Annotated in this window: 12 protein-coding genes; 6 read left to right on the top strand and 6 right to left on the bottom strand. The window is 66.0% G+C overall.

Annotated elements, in window-relative coordinates; genetic code table 11:
* The first annotated feature begins 16 nt into the window (after positions 1 to 16).
* The 3 genes from FB460_RS05940 (at position 17) to FB460_RS05950 (ending at position 2,527) form a co-directional block, all read left to right on the top strand.
* Positions 17 to 1,165, top strand: coding sequence for an MFS transporter (locus tag FB460_RS05940; protein ID WP_142093114.1), 1,149 nt, complete (start codon positions 17 to 19; stop codon positions 1,163 to 1,165).
* 10 nt (positions 1,166 to 1,175) lie between these two features.
* Positions 1,176 to 1,781, top strand: coding sequence for a bacterial proteasome activator family protein (locus FB460_RS05945; RefSeq protein ID WP_142093115.1), 606 nt, complete (start codon positions 1,176 to 1,178; stop codon positions 1,779 to 1,781).
* Positions 1,782 to 1,957: 176 nt separating this feature from the next.
* Entirely contained in the window at positions 1,958 to 2,527 is a 570-nt protein-coding gene (locus FB460_RS05950) for a WhiB family transcriptional regulator (RefSeq protein WP_142093116.1), read from the top strand.
* On the opposite strand, the gene FB460_RS05955 is transcribed toward FB460_RS05950, so the two are convergent.
* From FB460_RS05955 to FB460_RS05975, 5 genes are all read right to left on the bottom strand, one after another.
* Positions 2,496 to 3,287, bottom strand: coding sequence for an HAD family hydrolase (locus FB460_RS05955; RefSeq protein WP_142093390.1), 792 nt, complete (start codon positions 3,285 to 3,287; stop codon positions 2,496 to 2,498). The two genes, FB460_RS05950 and FB460_RS05955, sit on opposite strands and share 32 nt — an antisense overlap.
* A 68-nt stretch (positions 3,288 to 3,355) precedes the next feature.
* On the bottom strand, positions 3,356 to 4,630 hold the full coding sequence (gene serS / locus FB460_RS05960; protein WP_142093117.1) for a serine--tRNA ligase: 1,275 nt from the start codon (positions 4,628 to 4,630) through the stop codon (positions 3,356 to 3,358).
* Positions 4,631 to 4,691: 61 nt separating this feature from the next.
* A complete protein-coding gene (locus tag FB460_RS05965; protein ID WP_142093118.1) occupies positions 4,692 to 6,266 on the bottom strand; it encodes a bifunctional phosphatase PAP2/diacylglycerol kinase family protein in 1,575 nt (524 codons plus the stop codon).
* Positions 6,263 to 7,177 (bottom strand): prephenate dehydratase, encoded by a 915-nt coding sequence (gene pheA / locus FB460_RS05970; RefSeq protein WP_142093119.1) that lies wholly within the window; start codon positions 7,175 to 7,177, stop codon positions 6,263 to 6,265. The genes FB460_RS05965 and pheA overlap by 4 nt, the downstream gene beginning before the upstream one ends.
* Positions 7,174 to 8,820 (bottom strand): MptA/MptB family glycosyltransferase, encoded by a 1,647-nt coding sequence (locus tag FB460_RS05975; RefSeq protein ID WP_142093120.1) that lies wholly within the window; start codon positions 8,818 to 8,820, stop codon positions 7,174 to 7,176. The genes pheA and FB460_RS05975 overlap by 4 nt, the downstream gene beginning before the upstream one ends.
* Before the next feature lie 175 nt (positions 8,821 to 8,995).
* Between FB460_RS05975 and FB460_RS05980 the strand changes: the two genes are divergently transcribed.
* On the top strand, positions 8,996 to 10,198 hold the full coding sequence (locus FB460_RS05980; RefSeq protein ID WP_142093121.1) for a S8 family serine peptidase: 1,203 nt from the start codon (positions 8,996 to 8,998) through the stop codon (positions 10,196 to 10,198).
* Positions 10,199 to 10,263: 65 nt separating this feature from the next.
* Here FB460_RS05980 and eccCa read toward each other — a convergent pair whose 3' ends face one another.
* Positions 10,264 to 14,430 (bottom strand): type VII secretion protein EccCa, encoded by a 4,167-nt coding sequence (gene eccCa / locus FB460_RS05985; RefSeq protein ID WP_246044253.1) that lies wholly within the window; start codon positions 14,428 to 14,430, stop codon positions 10,264 to 10,266.
* Positions 14,431 to 14,551: 121 nt separating this feature from the next.
* Between eccCa and eccD the strand changes: the two genes are divergently transcribed.
* Positions 14,552 to 15,928, top strand: coding sequence for a type VII secretion integral membrane protein EccD (gene eccD, locus FB460_RS05990; protein WP_170209965.1), 1,377 nt, complete (start codon positions 14,552 to 14,554; stop codon positions 15,926 to 15,928).
* 56 nt (positions 15,929 to 15,984) lie between these two features.
* Positions 15,985 to 16,764: an enoyl-CoA hydratase/isomerase family protein gene (locus FB460_RS05995; protein ID WP_142093124.1), complete on the top strand. Its 780-nt coding sequence runs from the start codon at positions 15,985 to 15,987 to the stop codon at positions 16,762 to 16,764.
* Positions 16,765 to 16,791 lie beyond the last annotated feature (27 nt).

Here is a 16,791-nt window from a genome sequence, read left to right on the forward strand (position 1 = left end):
TCGGCCTGACGTCACGGTGTTCGCCGCCTATCGGAACGTGTGGGTCTCCCCCGCCGCACGCAACATCCTCGCGCTCGGTATGGCGTTGCGCATGCCGCATCTGGGGGCGACCCTCCTCATGACGGTCCACGTCGTCGATCTGACCGGCAGCTACGGTCTGGGGGGTGTCGTGACGACGGTGTGGACTCTGGCGTCCACCGTTGCAAATGTCCTGCGAGGGCGCCTTCTCGACCGTTTGGGCCTACGACGCACCTGCATGGTTCCACTGATCGGTCTCCCACTTGCATGGCTGTCCGTCCCGTTCCTGGATTTCGGGCCGCTGGTGATCGTGGCTGCTCTGCTGGGTCTCCTGCAGGTCCCGATCTCATCGGTGGTGCGCTCGGCTCTCGCCGCCAATCTGCCGCCGGAACATCACCGCGGTGGTTTCGCACTGGATTCGGTGTCCACCGAGATGTCCTTCGTGCTGGGGCCTGCCATCGCCGTCACGCTGGGAACCGTGTTCGACACCGGGTGGACGCTGACCGGGATGGGGATGGCCTCGGTGACGGCCATCGGCGTCCTGATGTGGCTGAATCCCTCACTGCACACCGGCGACGGCGATGCCGCCACCCATGGCTGGTTCACCCGTCGCGTCATGGGCGTGCTGCTGGTCACCTTCGCGACGCTTCTGCTTCTGGGTGCCTCAGATGTCACGATCGTCGCGGCCACCCGCGCCATGCGGGCCGAGCACTGGCTTGCTGTGGTCATGGTGTTCTGGGGAGGCGGCTCGGTGTGCGGTGGCGTCCTCTACGGCATGCTGCCCCGGCCGATCCATCCCGGGCTGATCCTGGCCGGGCTGGCCACCATGTTCGCGATCTCCTCGGTCTCTGCGACGGTGCCGTGGCTGTGTGCGTTGTTGTTCATCGCGGGCCTGTTGTGTGCACCGACTCTGACCTCCACCGTGGAGACACTCTCGTCGCTCACGCCCGCATCGGTCCGGGGCACGATGTTCGGTCTGCACAGCGCTCTCATCACCGCCGGAGTCGCCGTGGGGGCTCCCGCTGCGGGGATCGTGGTGGACGCTGGCGGATGGCGTTTCGCGGTGGTGGTGCTCTCGGGGACCACGCTGCTGCTGGCCGGCGTGGGGGCGATGCTGCTGCGACGCCCACGCATCGGTTCAGCCTAGACTCGTCAGCATGACTTCCGAGCAGCCTGAGAAGCAGCGCGTCATCACCGGCCAGACCGATGACGGACAGACCTTCGTCGTCAGCGACACCGGACTCGCCAAGGTGGACGCGCCCGATTCCGACCCCTCTGGAGAAAACCTTCCTGGTGCCGAAGACTCAGGCGCCACGCAGAAGGACGATGACGCCCTCTCCCATCCGACCGACCAGATCGAGGAGCCGGCCAAGGTCATGCGGATCGGGACGATGGTGCGCAAACTTCTGGACGAGGTCAAAGCCGCACCCCTGGATGATGCCTCCCGCGTTCGTCTGAGCAGGATCTACGAACAGTCGGTCACCGAGCTCGGTGAGGGGCTCTCTCCCGAACTCGCCGAGGAATTGCAGCGGATCGCCGAACCCTTCGCTGACGGCGCCACGCCCTCGGACGCCGAGCTGCGCATCGCACAGGCACAGCTGGTCGGTTGGCTGGAGGGTCTTTTCCAAGGCATCCAGACAGCACTCTTCGCTCAACAGATGGCGGCACGCTCCCAACTCGAGCAGATGCAACGTGCTTTGACCGCCAATGCCCAAAGTGGCCACGAGAGTTCCGGCCAGGAGTCCGGCGGGCTGTATCTCTGACCGCCCTGTTCTGCCGGAGATGAACCCGGCGTCAGGCATCATGGAATTTCCTCGACTTTTTTCGAGATGTCGGGAACCTTTCCTCTCTTCTCTTCGTCGTAAGCCCCAGACAAGACGGAGACGCCCCCCAGTCACGCTGAGAACAGTCACGCTGGGAACGACCATGGAGAGAAGGAATGACGATCCCCACGCTGCAGGCCGATGCGACTGCCCGAGGCTGCGTTCAGCGCACCGACATCTTCCAGAATGTTCTCCTCGAGGATCCGCCCACTTCACTGAACACGGCTGAACGTCGCGCCACCATGAAGTTGACCAGCCAGGCGGCGAAGATCTGCGGAGCCTGCCCGCTGCAGAACGAGTGCTTGTACACCGCTGTCGTCGATCACGATGTGGCCGGTTTCGTCGCCGGCACCACCGAAAAGCAGCGGTTGAAGATCCGTCGAGCCCTCGGCTGGAAAGTCACGCCCGACAACATGGACAGTCTGGCGGGTGCCTTCACCCAGAACCGTCAGGTCGACCACGACGAGGTCGTTCGGCTGCGCATGGCCAACCCGCACGAGAGCCTCGAGATGTTGGCGCAGCGCATGGGGTGCTCACTCTCCACGATCAAGCGTCACCTGCGGCGTCACCGCCAGGAACGCACCTCCCCCAAGCCACGCCAGGTCAAGGTGAAGCCCTCACTGCGCAAGGTCCTCACCGCCGCCCAGCAGGTGCTCAATCCGCAGACGCAGCGTCAGGCCGCCTGAACCAGCGATCCAGTTCCCTCACCGTGCCGCCATCAGCGAAGCGCCCGGTGACGTGGTCGGCAACGACCCGCACCTCTGCCGGAGCATCGCCGATGGCGACTCCACGTCCAGCCCATTGCAGCATCTCGATGTCGTTGCGGCCATCACCCATCGCGAGCACATCATCACGGTCGATCCCGAGATCGGCGCAGACCCGAGCCAGACCGGTGGCCTTGTGAACCCCCTCTGGTGCGATGTCGAGCCACGCCGAATGACCGATGAAATAGTTGACGCCGTGCAGACCCAGCTGCCGGGCCAGCACCATGAAATCCGGCTCGGTGCTGTTGGGGTCGCGGACGATGACGCGCGTGGCCGGAAGCTCACGTAGCTCCTCACGCGGAACGACGGTCACTCGACCCGACAGATCCCCTTCGGGGAACTCTCCGGTGACGCGATATCCGACGCCGGGTTCCTCGATCCCGATCAACGCGCGAGGCGCCATCTCGGTGATCCGGTCGATCACATCTGCCGGTTCGAACGTCACCTCACAGATGATCTCCATCGGTGGATACTGCACCACCACGGCACCATTCGACGCCACCGCCGGCCCCGGTGGAAGGTCCAGGGCGTCGAACACGATCTTCGTCCCGGCCCAGGCCCGCCCCGTGGCGAGCACGACACGGGCCCCGGCGTCAAGGATGCGGTGCACGGCGGCGTGGATCTCGTGCGGAAGGTAACCGTCGTGGTCGACGAGCGTCCCGTCTATGTCCAACGCCACCAGCTTCGGCTTCCACGACTCCCAGGTCATGTCATCCCCCGACGCTCCACCAACGGCTGCGTCCGCGTGGTTCATACAACCGGTTCCAGCCGTTCGAGGCCGAGGTAGGGCTGCAGCACTGCGGGGACGTGGACCGAGCCATCGGCCTGCTGGTGGTTCTCCAGCACCATGATTATCATGCGCGTCATCGCACACAGGGTTCCGTTGAGCGTCGCGATCGGTCGGACGCCATCGTCGAATCGGCCGCGGATCTGCATCCGTCGGGCCTGGAACTCGGTGCAGTTCGAGGTCGAGGTGATCTCACGGTAACGCTGCTGGGACGGCAGCCAGGCTTCGCAGTCGAATTTCCGGGCCGCAGACATACCCAGATCTCCCGACGCCACGTCGATGACGCGGAACGGCAGTTCGAGCGAAGAGATGAAGTCCTTCTCAAAGCCCAGGAGTCGTTCATGTTCGGCTTCTGCATCGGCGGGGTCGCAGTGAACGAACATCTCGACCTTGTCGAACCAATGCACACGGAAGATACCTCGGGTGTCCTTGCCGTGTGAACCGGCTTCGCGTCGATAACAGGGCGAGAACGCCGCGTAGTGGCGTGGGAGTGTCTCCGCCTCGAGGATCTCACCCCCGTGATAAGCGGCCAACGCAACCTCGGAGGTGCCCACGAGATACAGGTCGTCGGCGGGCAGGTGATACACGTCGTCGGCGTCACCCTGGCCGAGGTAACCGGTCCCCTCCATGGCCTGCGGACGGACCAATGCCGGGGGGATCATCTGCGTGAAGCCCCACTCGGTCGCCTTGGCCATCGCATGGTTCAGGAGAGCGAACTCCAGCCTCGCCCCCACTCCGGTGAGGAAATAGAACCGTGATCCGGAGACCTTCGCTCCACGCTCAAGGTCGATCGCACCGAGCATCTCACCCAGTTCCACATGGTCTCGTGGCTCAAACCCTTCGGCTGCGAAGTCGCGGGGTTCGCCGATCGTCTCGAGGGTGACGAAGTCCTCTTCCCCACCGCGCGGGACCTGATCGAGCACCTGGTTGGGCATGCGCTTCATCAACTCATCGAACCGCTCGCCCGCGGCGTTCGCCGCCTCATTGGCGGCCTTGACCTCGGCCGCAAGCGACTTCGTGCGCGCCAGCAGCTCGGACTTCTCCTCACCCGACGCCTGGGCGACCTGTTTGCCGAGGCCCTTCTGCTCGGAACGTTTCGCCTCGAACTCGGACAGCTTCTCGCGCCGTTGGGCGTCGGCGTCCAGCAGTTCGTCGACGAGTGCGGTGTCGGCGCCACGAGCGCTCAGCCATCCGCGGACGGTATCGGGGTTCGCACGCAACAACTTGGGGTCGATCACCCCGCCAGCCTAGCCCCCGCCGCGATCGGGCGTCGCGCTCCCCATCAGATGGTCACGATGCTCAGGACGGCTTCATGAGTGTGAGGGCACCGGGCATGACGGTGGCATCGACCACACGAGCCTCCCCCTCTGTATCGCCATCGAGCTGGAACTGCTCGGCCCGACCGGCTTCGATCCGGACCCGCCGCGCCCGCACATACTCAAGGTTCTCCTCGTCACCAACACGGGTGAGGACCTTGCGCGTCATGCGCAACAAATCGACCGCCGAGGTGGGCGAGGCCACGAGGAGATCGAGATAACCGTCATCGGCTTGAGCGTCGGGGATGATCTGGATGCCACCCTGCAGCATGCCCACATTGCCGACGAGAACGAGCATCGCTTCTCGCGTCACCGGTTCGTCATCGTCGATGATGATGGTGACCGGCAGCGGTGGATGGTCGACGTTCTGAGCCGCGGCGACGAAGTACGCAGCAGAGCCGACTGCACGTTTGAGGTCGGCATCGGTACGGTCCATGATGACCGCGTCGATACCCACTCCGGCCATGACGCCGGAGACATAGCGGTGTTCCTCGTCGATGACGATCTCCACAAGATCCATCGGTGTCGGTGTTCCCTCCAACGCCACTCGCAGAGCGGACTGTTCATCGAGGGGGATCTGCAGGTTCCGGGCGAGCAGGTTTCCAGTGCCCGCGGGGATGACGGCGAACGGCACCCCGGTGTCGGCGAGTTCCTCGCAGACGACCCGGACCGTGCCATCTCCACCTGCGGCCATCACGAGGTCCACCTCGAGCTCCAGCGCTTTCTGCGCCATCGCATGGCCCGGGTCGTCTGCGGTGGTCTCCAGCCAGATCGGCGCCTGCCAACCGTGCGTCTCCAACTCATGGGCCACATGACGCCGGAAGGTGTCCAGGTCTTCGACCTTCACCGGGTTGTACACGATGGCGCACCGCTTGGGCGGTCCGGCGATGGCCTCGTCCGCATCTCTCGATTCGGGCCCGAGCGCAAAGTAGTCCTTCGGCAGCACGCGGACACGGCAGGACACCAGAGCGATCGCGGATGCCGCGGCTCCCCATATGAATCCACCCACGATATCGGAGAACCAGTGGGCGCCCATCAACCAACGGTCGAGGCCCACCACCACGGTCAGGCCCACCGCGGCGAACCACACGCCATGCCGCATGACGCGGCCCTGACGCGTCACGATGGTGGCTGCGAGGGCCATACACCCACCGACGGTGATCGCCGTCAGATGCCCCGAGGGGTAGGCCCACCCGGATGTGGTGAGCACGTCCATCGCCCCGTCGGGTCGCGGGCGTCGAACGAGCATCTTGATGAGCAGATGGCCGCCCCATCCGATCACGATGGAGACCCACATCGCGAGCCCGAGGTACAGCAGACGTCGCTTTCGCAACCACCACCCGGCCACGGCCACCAGTACGTAGATGACACCGGGCCACGTGACCAGCGCGAAGGCTGCTGCGATCTGCCCAAGCGCCGAGGTGTACTCGGCTGCCGGGATCGCAACGGCTTCATCCAGCGGCTCGAGGGTTCCTCCCAGAACCAACACCGTCCACACCGTGAACGCGACGATCGAGCCTCCGATCGCCACCACCGATGTCGTGGAGGGGGGTTTCATGACCCCAACAACCCGTTCAGCCACGTGCGTGCCGCCCCGAAGTCCTCCTCGGAGAAGCCTGCATCCACCTGCGGGGCCACGCGCTGGGCCGTCGGGTACGAGCCGAGGAACACCACGTCACGACACGTCCGTTTCAAACCCATCAGCGTTTCAGCGACGCGTGCCTGCGCGATGTGGCCCTCGAAGTCCATCGAGAAGCAGTAGGTTCCCAGCGTCGTCCGCGTCGGGCGTGATTCAAGCCGGGTGAGGTTGACGCCCCGAGCAGCGAACTGCTGCAGCGTGTGAAGCAGCGCCCCGGGGCGGTCGGTGTGGATGAATGCCACCACGGTGGTCTTGTCGTAGCCGGTCGGTTCCGACGGCGTCCCCAAAGGAGAGACCACGACGAAGCGGGTGGTGGCGTCGCGGTTGTCCGCGATGCCGTCGGCCAGATGCACAAGGTCATGCATGTCGCCGGCCACCGAGGCGCAGATGGCGGCGTCATAACGGCCGGAGGACGCCACTTCCGCCGCTGCGGCCGCCGTGGAGGCAGCGTCATACACCTTGGCGTTCGGCAGGTTCTCGGTGAGCCACCGGCGGCATTGCGCGGACGCGTGTGGGTGCGTGGCCACGCTGCGCACATCCAAAAGGTCCATCGGAGCCCGCGCAACCAGGCTGAACTGGACCGGGAGGGTCACCTCGGAGGTGATCATGAGCGGCGTCTCTGAGTGCGTGAGTTCGTCCAATGTCGACGAGACACCGCCTTCGACCGAGTTCTCGATCGGCACCAGGGACGCCTCGACCGTTCCGTCACGAACGGCGTCGAGAGCCGTGATGACCGAGGGAAAGGGACGCCCGTGCGTCGCACCGGTCGACTGCAGTGCCTGATGGGCGAAGGTCCCGGCCGGGCCGAGATATCCGATCGGACCTGTCATGAAGCCGCTCCTTCGGTCGCCGTCACCGAGCCGGGTGCATCACCGGCCCGTTTGCGTTCTGGTTTGCTTCCGAACCCCTCGGGCACCGGCGCGGTGCTGTACGAACCACCCTGCAGGCTTGCGCGGTGCCACCAGAGCACGACGGTTGCGATGATGAGGGCCGAACCTGTGGCTCCCACGATCTCTCGGCTGCGTTGGGCGACGTGTCGCATCACATCACCGTAGATCACCACACGTCCGGGCACGTAGACCGCGTTGAGCAGCACGACGCGCCAGATGAGCACCCAGTCGAGCATGGTGGCTCCGACGAAGGCCAGCGGCACGAACGTGAGGAGGTCGTACCACGGCAACGAGTACAACGACGAGATCGTCCATCCCGCAGCGATGGTGACCGCGGTACGGCAGGCGATCGTCAGCGGATCGGTACGCGGATCCACTCCCTCGGCCAACCCCGGAGCGGCCTTCCAGGGCAGCAGACGGCTCAACATCCAGGTGATGAGGATCGTGAGGGCCCAGCCGAAGACGTTCAGGAAGGCCTGCGAGCGGGTCGGGGTCAGCAGCGGATCGAGCATGAGCGCGAAGGGGCGGGCCCACGAGTTGCCCGCCACGTAGCTGGCGTTCTTGATCGCCAGCTCCAGCGCCTGGGGGTAGATCACGATGTAGGCGAGCACGGTCGGGATTCCGGCGCCCACGAGGAAGGCCAGCAGCCTCTTGGGTTCACGGCGGTAGGCCCACACCATCGCCAGGCCGTAGATGCCGGCGGTGGCCTTGCCCGCACAGGCGAGACCCACCATGAATCCCGCACCGAACGCGGTACGCCTCATGATGATGAGGCCGCCCACCACGAAGGCCATGATGACCGCCTCGTTGTGGGCACCCACCACGACGGCCCAGACCATCGGCTGGCACGATGCGATGGCCAGGACGCGCGCCTGCACCTTCTTGTCACTGCGCGCCATCCACAACAGGCCCCCGACGCAGAGGAGCATGCCGATCATCGTCTGCATCTGGAAGTAGAAGATGACGTCGTGCATGTTGGAGCCCGCCAGGCGGTTGGCCAGCCACATCGAGCCCATGAGAATGGGGCCGTAGACGCTTGGGGTGTCCTGCCACGGACGTTCCGACCAACGCACGATCGGGTCCCACTGCTGGCGGAACAACTCAGCCGGGGTGATCGAATAGGGATCCATGCCGATGAGTTGGATCCGACCGTAGGCGGCATACATCAGGGAGTCGGCGGAGGTCATGGGTGGGACCACCGAGGCCGCCACGATCATCCCGGCACAGAACAGCGCCATGCGTCGGATCTCGGGCTGCCAACCATGACGCAACGCACGCAGCCAGATCACTGCGCCGACGCATCCCACCAGCACCGCGGTGACCCCCATCGACACCACGAGCCATTCATTGGGCTGGTTGCTGAGATCCACCGGCAGGTACCAGGGCGGCAGCAGGTTCTGGCGGGGGCCCAGCTGCAGCGTCACCACCGAGGGGCCCAGGAACGCGGTGAGGGACCCGATGACGGTGGCGATGAAGCACAACAGGTACCCGAGCATCGGACGCCGATGCCACGGAACGCCCTGATGCTCCAGAGGCGTCAGCAACCGCCAACGGCCACCGCTGGTCGCGTCAGCTTTCCCCACACTCGCCCCTCTCACGTCACGGCCACATGAACCCCACTGTTTCCACCACTTCGGAAAACAGCCGGAAACAGCCTGAATCGAATACAGGCTAGCGGGTGTTCCCCACCGAGCCGGTGTGACGCGTCCGCCGAATGGACGAGTGATCCGTCATGCCGCGGCCGGTATGGTTTGAGCCGTGAATTGCCATGCCCGCCGCGCTCTGGCCGCCGGAACCGTCGCAGCACTTGCGTGTGGGCCTGCCCTGGCGGTCCCGACTCCGGCGCAGGCGGCCGAAGGCCCGTTCGACGCGTCCACCTGCACCGACTACGAGCCCTTCGAGCCGGCACCCGCCTGGCAGGTCGACCGACTCGACCTCGACTCCCCCGCGCTGACGGCCTCCGGGGAGGGGATCACGATCGCTGTGCTCGATACCGGGATCGACGACTCCGACAATCCGGTGTTGGAGGGTGTGGTGGCCGAAAGCCTCGACTTCGCCGGTCCGGCCGAGGACATCAACTGTCAGCACGGCACCCAGGTGGCTTCCCTCATCGCCGGTCAGACACCCGAGGATGGGTCCACGTCGTTCCGCGGTGTCGCTCCACGGGCCAAGGTGATCGGCATGCGTGTGCTCACCAGCGCCAGTGCCGACCCGAACGAGTCCGGACAGCAGGGAGAGCCCCTGACTCCGACGATCGCCGCGATCGACCGCGCGATCGAGATGGACGTCGACATCATCAACATCAGCCAGCAGGGCACGGACACCGTCGCCTATCAGGACGCCATCACGCGCGCGGTCGACGCCGGGATCGTGGTGGTGGCCGCCGCCGGGAACCAGGGCGGTGAGGGGCCGGCTCCCTACCCGGCCTCCTACCCCGGCGTCATCGCCGTCGGCATGACTGACAGCAATGACGTCGCGCACGAGTCCTCACAGTCCCACCCCGATCTGGAGGTGACGGTGGCTGCCCCGGGCGTCGACGTCCTGGCCGCGAACCCGTCCGGTGGCGGGCAGTCGTGGGAGCAGGCGACGGGCACCTCGTTCGCCACACCGATCGTCAGTGGAACGGTGGCCCTGATGTTGGAGGACGACCCCTCGCTGACGCCTCCTGACGTGCGCAAGCGTCTGCAGGAAAGCGCGGACCCACCTGCCGGGGCGGTCCCTGACCCTCAGCTCGGCTACGGCGTTGTCAACCCCGGTCGAGCCATGAGCGACCTTCCGGCGTTGGCTCCGGCCGCCGAGCAGTCCCCCGAACCGCCACAACTCGCGCCCCACCCCCATGATCGTCCCGAGCCGAACCACCTGGCTCGCAATCTCTCGGTGGGATTCGCCCTCGGCGTCGCCGGAATCGTCACGCTCGGTCTCGGCACGGTGATGGCCCTCCGCGCCCGACGCGACCGCTGAGCAGCGGTCCCTTCGCGACGCCGAGCCCGTCCCTGAGACCCATCTCCCGGGTCAGGCTTCTGGCGTCAGGCTTCTGGATCGGGGGTGTTGACCGTCTGGATCAGCACGTTGCCGTGTCTGGTCACCCACGTGCCGCGGCCGGGCGGCAGAGGTGAGGGCTTGACGCCACCAAGAAGCGCGCCCTCTTCCTTGGAACCGGACATGATCAGACCGGGAGACTGCTGGTCCCGCATGCGGGAGATGATCTGATCGCTGAATCCTGCGCGTCCCGCACCTCCCATGCCACGAGCAAGGATGATGTGCAGACCGATGTCACGGGCCTGGGAGACCAGATCGAACAAAGGTTGCAACGGGTTGCCCATTCCGGTGGCGACGAGCTCGTAGTCGTCGGCCACCACGAACACGTCCATACCCGACCACCAGGATCGGTCCCGCAACGCCTGCTGGCTCACGTCGGCTCCCGGAAGTCGACTGCGAAGAGCCTCGCCAAGGTCGCTGCCGACCTGCTTCGCAGCGGCTTCGGACGCTGCGTAGGACAACAGCATGTCATCAGGCAGCAGCCCCAGGTGCGAACGCCGGTAGTCGAGCAGGAACACACGTGCCTCATCGGGCGTGTAGCGCGCTGCGATGCCTTGAAGGACCGTGCGGATCACCGTGGATTTGCCTGACTCCGGCGCACCGTAGAGCACCATGTGCGGCTCTGCGGCCGTATCGAACCAGACCGGTTCGAGTTGGAGTTCGTCGATGGCGATCGGGATCGACTTGTCGTTCTCGTCCCATGTGATGGGCGGCAGCTCCGACGGTGCGAGGTCGTGCGGCAGCATCCGCACCCCTGCGGCCTTCGGACCCTGCCAGGCCTGTTTGGAGCTCGCCACGAAGTCCTTCACCCCATCGGCCAGGGATTCGACATCATCGGAGCCGTCAGCGCGGGGAATACCCACGAGCATGTGCAACCCCTCGGGGTTGATACCCCGCCCCGGGCGCCCAGCGGGCACATTGGCCTGCCACTTACGGTTGAACTCCGAATCGAAGGCGTCGCCCAACTTGAGCTCGAGCCGCGACTGGAACTGGTCCCTGATGGCCATACGCAGTTCCTGCCACTTGTTGACGCTGACCCATACGTGCAGGCCAAAACCCAGTCCCCGCTGCGCGATCTGTGTGATGCTCGGATCGAGATCCATGAACTCGTCCTTGATCGTCTGCCATCCATCCACCACCAGGAACACATCAGCTGGAAAACGATCCGGCGGGATCGACCCATCAGCCCGTCCGCGTCTGTAGGCGCGCATCGATTCCACGCCAAGTTCCAGGAAAGCCTCCTCCCGCTGTGCGAGCAGGGAGGTGAACTCCGCCACTGTGCGCTTCACACGATCCACATCGAGACGACCACAGACCGAGCCCACATGCGGCAGATCACGCAGGGACATCATGGCGCCACCCCCGAAGTCGAGGACGTAGAACCCCACCTCCGCCGGGGTGTGCGTCAATGCCATCCCGGCGATGGATGCACGGAGCCCCGTCGACTTGCCGGCCTGGGGCCCACCTGCCACTGCAAGGTTGCCACCGGCCCCGGAGTAATCCAGCCACAACGGATCGCGACGCTGCTGGCGAGGCCGGTCCACCAGCGCAACGGGCGCACTCAGGCGGCCCTGAACACGGTTGTCCACCACGTTCAACCCGCGTGGACCTGTGGTGAGTCGCCCGCCTTCTCCAAGGGTCTCCTGAAGCAGTCGGTCCATCGACAAGGGATCATCCAACGGCGGCAGCCACACCTTGTGGGCAGGCCAGCCCTGCCCCACAAGCTGCCCGACGACCATCGAGAGCAGCGTCTCCTCCTCGGCATCATCATCTGCGCGAGAAGGACGTCGAGAGGCGGCGGATTGTTGAGCGGCCCCGCGATCGGCTTCGGCGAGAGCAGCGTCAAGCTCCGGGATGCCGGTACGGTCAGTCGGCGCGACGGGCTCGAGCAGTTCAGGCTCGGGTGGTTCCACCTCCGGCTGATATCCGGCGGTGAACTCCAGCACGGGCGGAACCCAGGTGCTCTCGCCCGAGGGCTCGTCCAAGTCCTCGGTGAAGCGGTGCGGTTGGGCGCGCGTCGATGGCGCCGTCGGCTTCCAGGGCCCCGAGACGTACGCGGCCTTGAACTGTGCCATCGAGGATGTGTCGTATTTCAGGTAGCCGTTGCCGGGGGCGCTGGGCAGCTCGTAGGCGTCGGGGACGCCGATGACGGTACGAGATTCTGCAGCCGAGAACGTGCGCAGGGCAACGCGGTATGACAAGAAGGTGTCCAGTCCTCGCAGCTTGCCTTCTTCCAGACGCTGTGAGGCAAGGAGCAGGTGGACGCCGATCGAACGGCCGATACGGCCGATCTGGATGAACAGGTCGATGAACTCGGGGCGCGCGGTGAGCAGCTCGGAGAACTCGTCGACGACGATGAACAGGCTCGGCATGGGCTCGAGGTCTGCCCCGTCCTGCCGCGCCGCCTCATACTCCTCGCGGTTCTTGATGTCCCGGTTCTTCAGCGCCGCGTTCGCCTGGGCCAGCACCTCCATGCGCCGGTCCAGCTCACCACCGATGGCGTCCTGCATACGGTCCACCAGCGACAACTCGCCTTCGAGGTTGGTGATGACCGCCGAGGTGTGCGGCAGCTCGTCGAGCCCCGCGAAGGTGGCACCACCCTTGAAGTCCACGAGCACGTAGTTGAGCTGATCTGGCGGATGGGTCATGGCGAGCCCAAGCACCAGCGTGCGCAGGAACTCCGACTTGCCCGAACCCGTGGCGCCGATGCACAGGCCGTGCGGCCCCATGCCGTTCATGGCGGCTTCCTTGATGTCCAGCTCCACCGGCTGCCCCGTGGGCGAGTTTCCGATGCTGATTCGAAGGCGGTCATGGAGTGAGCGCGGTCGCCACGCCTGATTGGTGTCCACAGCGGTCGGATCGGGGACGCCGAGCTGGGTCGGCCAGTCCTTGGGCTCCTCGACGGTCACGGTCTCTTCGGCGGGGCCGTCGTCGGTCTCGGTCACCTTGTCGGGCATGCGCCATCCCGCCAGAGCGCGGGCCGCCATCTCGGCGCTCACCATCGGAATCTGATCCGCCGGCCCGATGTCGGAGGCACGCACCCCCGTTTCACGACGCAGATGCACCGTCAGGTGACCGGCCTCGTTGACGTGCAGGACGACGGTGCGGGCGTTGATGCGTCGCGGCGCGTCCCCCTCGCTGATGTGGATGCTCGTGGCCCGGGTGTTCGGGCCCGCGAACTGTGCCACGTTGAGCCCCTCGATGCCATCGCCGACGACCACGACCTGCGCTGGAGGGTCCTCCTTCATCGTGCCGGTGGCACCTTCGGCAAGCCGCCCCAGCTCCGCGGAGTCAGTGGCGATGAGCCGCGCCGTGCCGAGACCATCCAGCCTGTCGGGATGCTGTGTGTGCGGAAGCCATTTGGCCCACTCCCACGCGTCGGCCCGATCCCGGTCGATGCAGAACAGCAGGCGCAGGTCCGAGGGAGCGTGCCATGTGGCGAGTTGGGTCACCATGGCGTAGCCAAGGCGTCGTGCGCGATCGGCGTCGCCGGTGATGATGACGCGTTCGTAGGAGCGCACATCCACTGAGATCGGCATGGTCGGCACGCGCCGGTGCGTCGCCATGAAACGACGCAGGGCACCGACGGTGAGAGGCTCCAGATCGTCGATCGGCTTGGATTCGGGCGGCATGATGCGCTGCACGAATGCCTGCTGCCCGAGGGCCACCCGGATGGAGGCGAAGTCGTCATCGGCGACACGCCGCTCCCACATGCGTCGGGTTCCGGCGATCGCCCACAGTCCGTCGGGATCCGGGTGGATCCACATGGTGGCCTTGCGCTGCTCATCGGCGGTCTCACGGACCCGTTCACGCATCTGGCCCAGGTAGCGGAAGTAGTTGCGCCGCTCCATGTCGAGCTGTTGGGCCTGCTCATCGTTGCCGCGGCCCATCTGGGTCACCATCATGCCGAGCATCGAGATGCCGTACATGCCCCCCATCACCGCCCCGAGAGGGCCACGACCACCGCCGCCGGAGGTCATCATCATCGCCATGGCGCCGGCCCCCGCGAGCATGGGCAGCATCATCAGAACATTCCGGAAGTTTCCTCCCGATTTTGCGGGTGGGATCTCCGGCGGAGACTCCAGAAGTACGTCTCCACGAGGCATTTTCGGCCCGTCGGCACGGCGGGGCCGGGTGAACTCCTTGGTGGCCACGATGAGGACACTACAGCCCCTGAGCACTAGGCTGCTCGCATGCAGCGATCCCCGGGGCACACCGGGGACGAAGGGCGGCCATACCGGTGCTCGACCGGATGACGAGGGGAGCTCACAGACCGTGACCGCGACAACCGATATCGCTCGTGTGACCATCATCTCCACGAGTCGACGCATCGACCTCGCGCTCCCGGGCAACACGACCCTCGCCGAGCTCCTCCCCTCCATCGTGCGCTTCGCCGGGCAGGGCGCCGGCACCGACGCTCTCCAACAGTGGGTCATCCAGCGCATAGGCGAGGACCCGTTCGATCCGTTCGTCCAGGTCGCCGATCTGGGGATCTCCGACGGGGAGACGCTGCACCTGCGCCACCGTGAGGCGACCATGCCCGACGCGGCCTTCGATGACGTGGTCGACGGCATCTCCACCGGTACGTCATCGCAGCCGGCCTGGAGCAATGAGGACGGCCAACGCTTCGGTCTCGTCGCACTCGCGGTGCTGTTGATCGGGTTCCCGGGGGCTGCGGCCGTCCTGGCCCACAGCGTCGCGGTCTCGGCGGGCGTGTTGGCCCTGTCGGCCGTGTGCAGTTTCGTCTCGATCCTGCTGGCGCGAACTCTCGGTCTCCGACCGGTCTCCGGCGTTCTGGCCTGGAGCGGGGTCGCCCTGGCCGGTGTCGCCGGAGCCACGATCTTCGCACCATTGGCTCTTCCGGTCTCGGCGACGCCCATCGCAATGCTGACTGCTGCGACTGCCGTCCTGTTCGCCGCAACGGGCACCGCTCTGGGTACGCAGGTGACCGCCTACGAACTCATGGGCGTGGCCATGGCCGCAGCGGTGGTGACCGTGGTCGCGATCATCTCGACGCTGCAACCCGAGTGGTTTCTCGCATCCAGCACCATCGGCCTGACAGTGGTGCTGGTGCTGACTCCGGCTCTCCCGGGGTGGAGTTTCTCGCTGGCCAAGGTCGCCATGCCCAATCTCCCCACCACCGCCGATGCCCTGATGGCCGACCGCCAGCCGGTGCAGGCCGACATCGTCGAACGCGCCATCGCATCGGACCGTTTCCTCGCAGGTCTGGCGTTGGGTACGGGCGTGGCCGCGGTGACGCTGTCATCGGTGGTCGTGCTCAGCGGATCCGGCTGGCCTCCGACGGCGTTCATCCTCGCCGCCGGCATCGCACTGCTGCTGCGCGCCCGCTCGTTCCTGTCCCGCCCCACGCGTCTTGCTCTGCTGACCGGCGGAAGCATCGTCACCCTCATGGGCCTGAGTCGGCTTCTTCTCACGCTGCCCCCCATGGGCCAGGTGGTGCTCGGGACCATACTCGTGCTCGGCGCCGGAGCCCTCCTCACCAGTTACTCCGCCACGCTCTACGCCAAGATCCTGTCGCCGGTCTGGGGACGCTGGGGCGACATCTTCGAATGGCTCGCCATCATGTCACTGATCCCCCTCGCGCTCGCGGTCATCAACCTGTACGGGTGGGCGTTCGGCCTGGCCGGCTGACACGATCACTGCTCGGACGCTGTCGCCGATCGGCCACCGCGTGCTTCAATGCCCGCATGGTCGAACACAGGTCACTGAAGATCCACCGCGAGGACGCCGTGCTGCGCGTCACCCTCGCCAACCCCGCCCAACGCAACGCACAGACCCCTTCCCTGTGGAAGGCGCTGGGCGAGGTCGCCCGAACCCTCGACCCGGACATCCGCGTGGTGATCATCGACGCCGAGGGCAATGACTTCTCCGCAGGACTTCACCTCGACATGTTCCGAGCCGATGGCATGGAGGGCGAGGTGAACCTCATGCAGAAGGCGAAGGCATCCGAGACCGAGTTCGCCGAGTTGATCGCCGAGTACCAGCGCGGTTTCACCGCGTGGCGCGAGACCGACGCGATCGTGGTGGCGGCCGTCCAGGGGCATGCCATCGGAGCAGGGTTCCAGCTGGCGCTCGGAGCCGACCTGCGAGTGGTCTCCGATGACGTGCACTTCGCCATGCGCGAGGTGTCACTGGGCATGATCCCCGATCTGGGCGGCACCGCCCCGCTCACCCAGACCGTGGGTTATTCGCGGGCGCTCGAGATCTGCCTGACCGGACGCTTCGTCGAGGCTCAGGAAGCGGTGGGATCGGGGCTGGCCTCACTCGCGGTACCTCGTCAGGACCTCGCCGCCACGACCGACCAGGTGGTCGCTGCCCTGCTCGAAGCCCCCGCACCCGCGGTGCGCGAGATGAAGAAACTGGCGCTCGCGGCCACCCTGACCCCGGTCTCCGAACAGGTCACGAACGAGGCCGCGGCGCAGGCGCGTCTGCTGCATCGGATCGCTGCAGGCTCTTCCAAGGGGTGAGTCGGCCTCGCCCGGCACCGGCCACAC

This window comes from Propioniferax innocua (genome assembly GCF_006716235.1).
Classification (GTDB): domain Bacteria; phylum Actinomycetota; class Actinomycetes; order Propionibacteriales; family Propionibacteriaceae; genus Propioniferax; species Propioniferax innocua.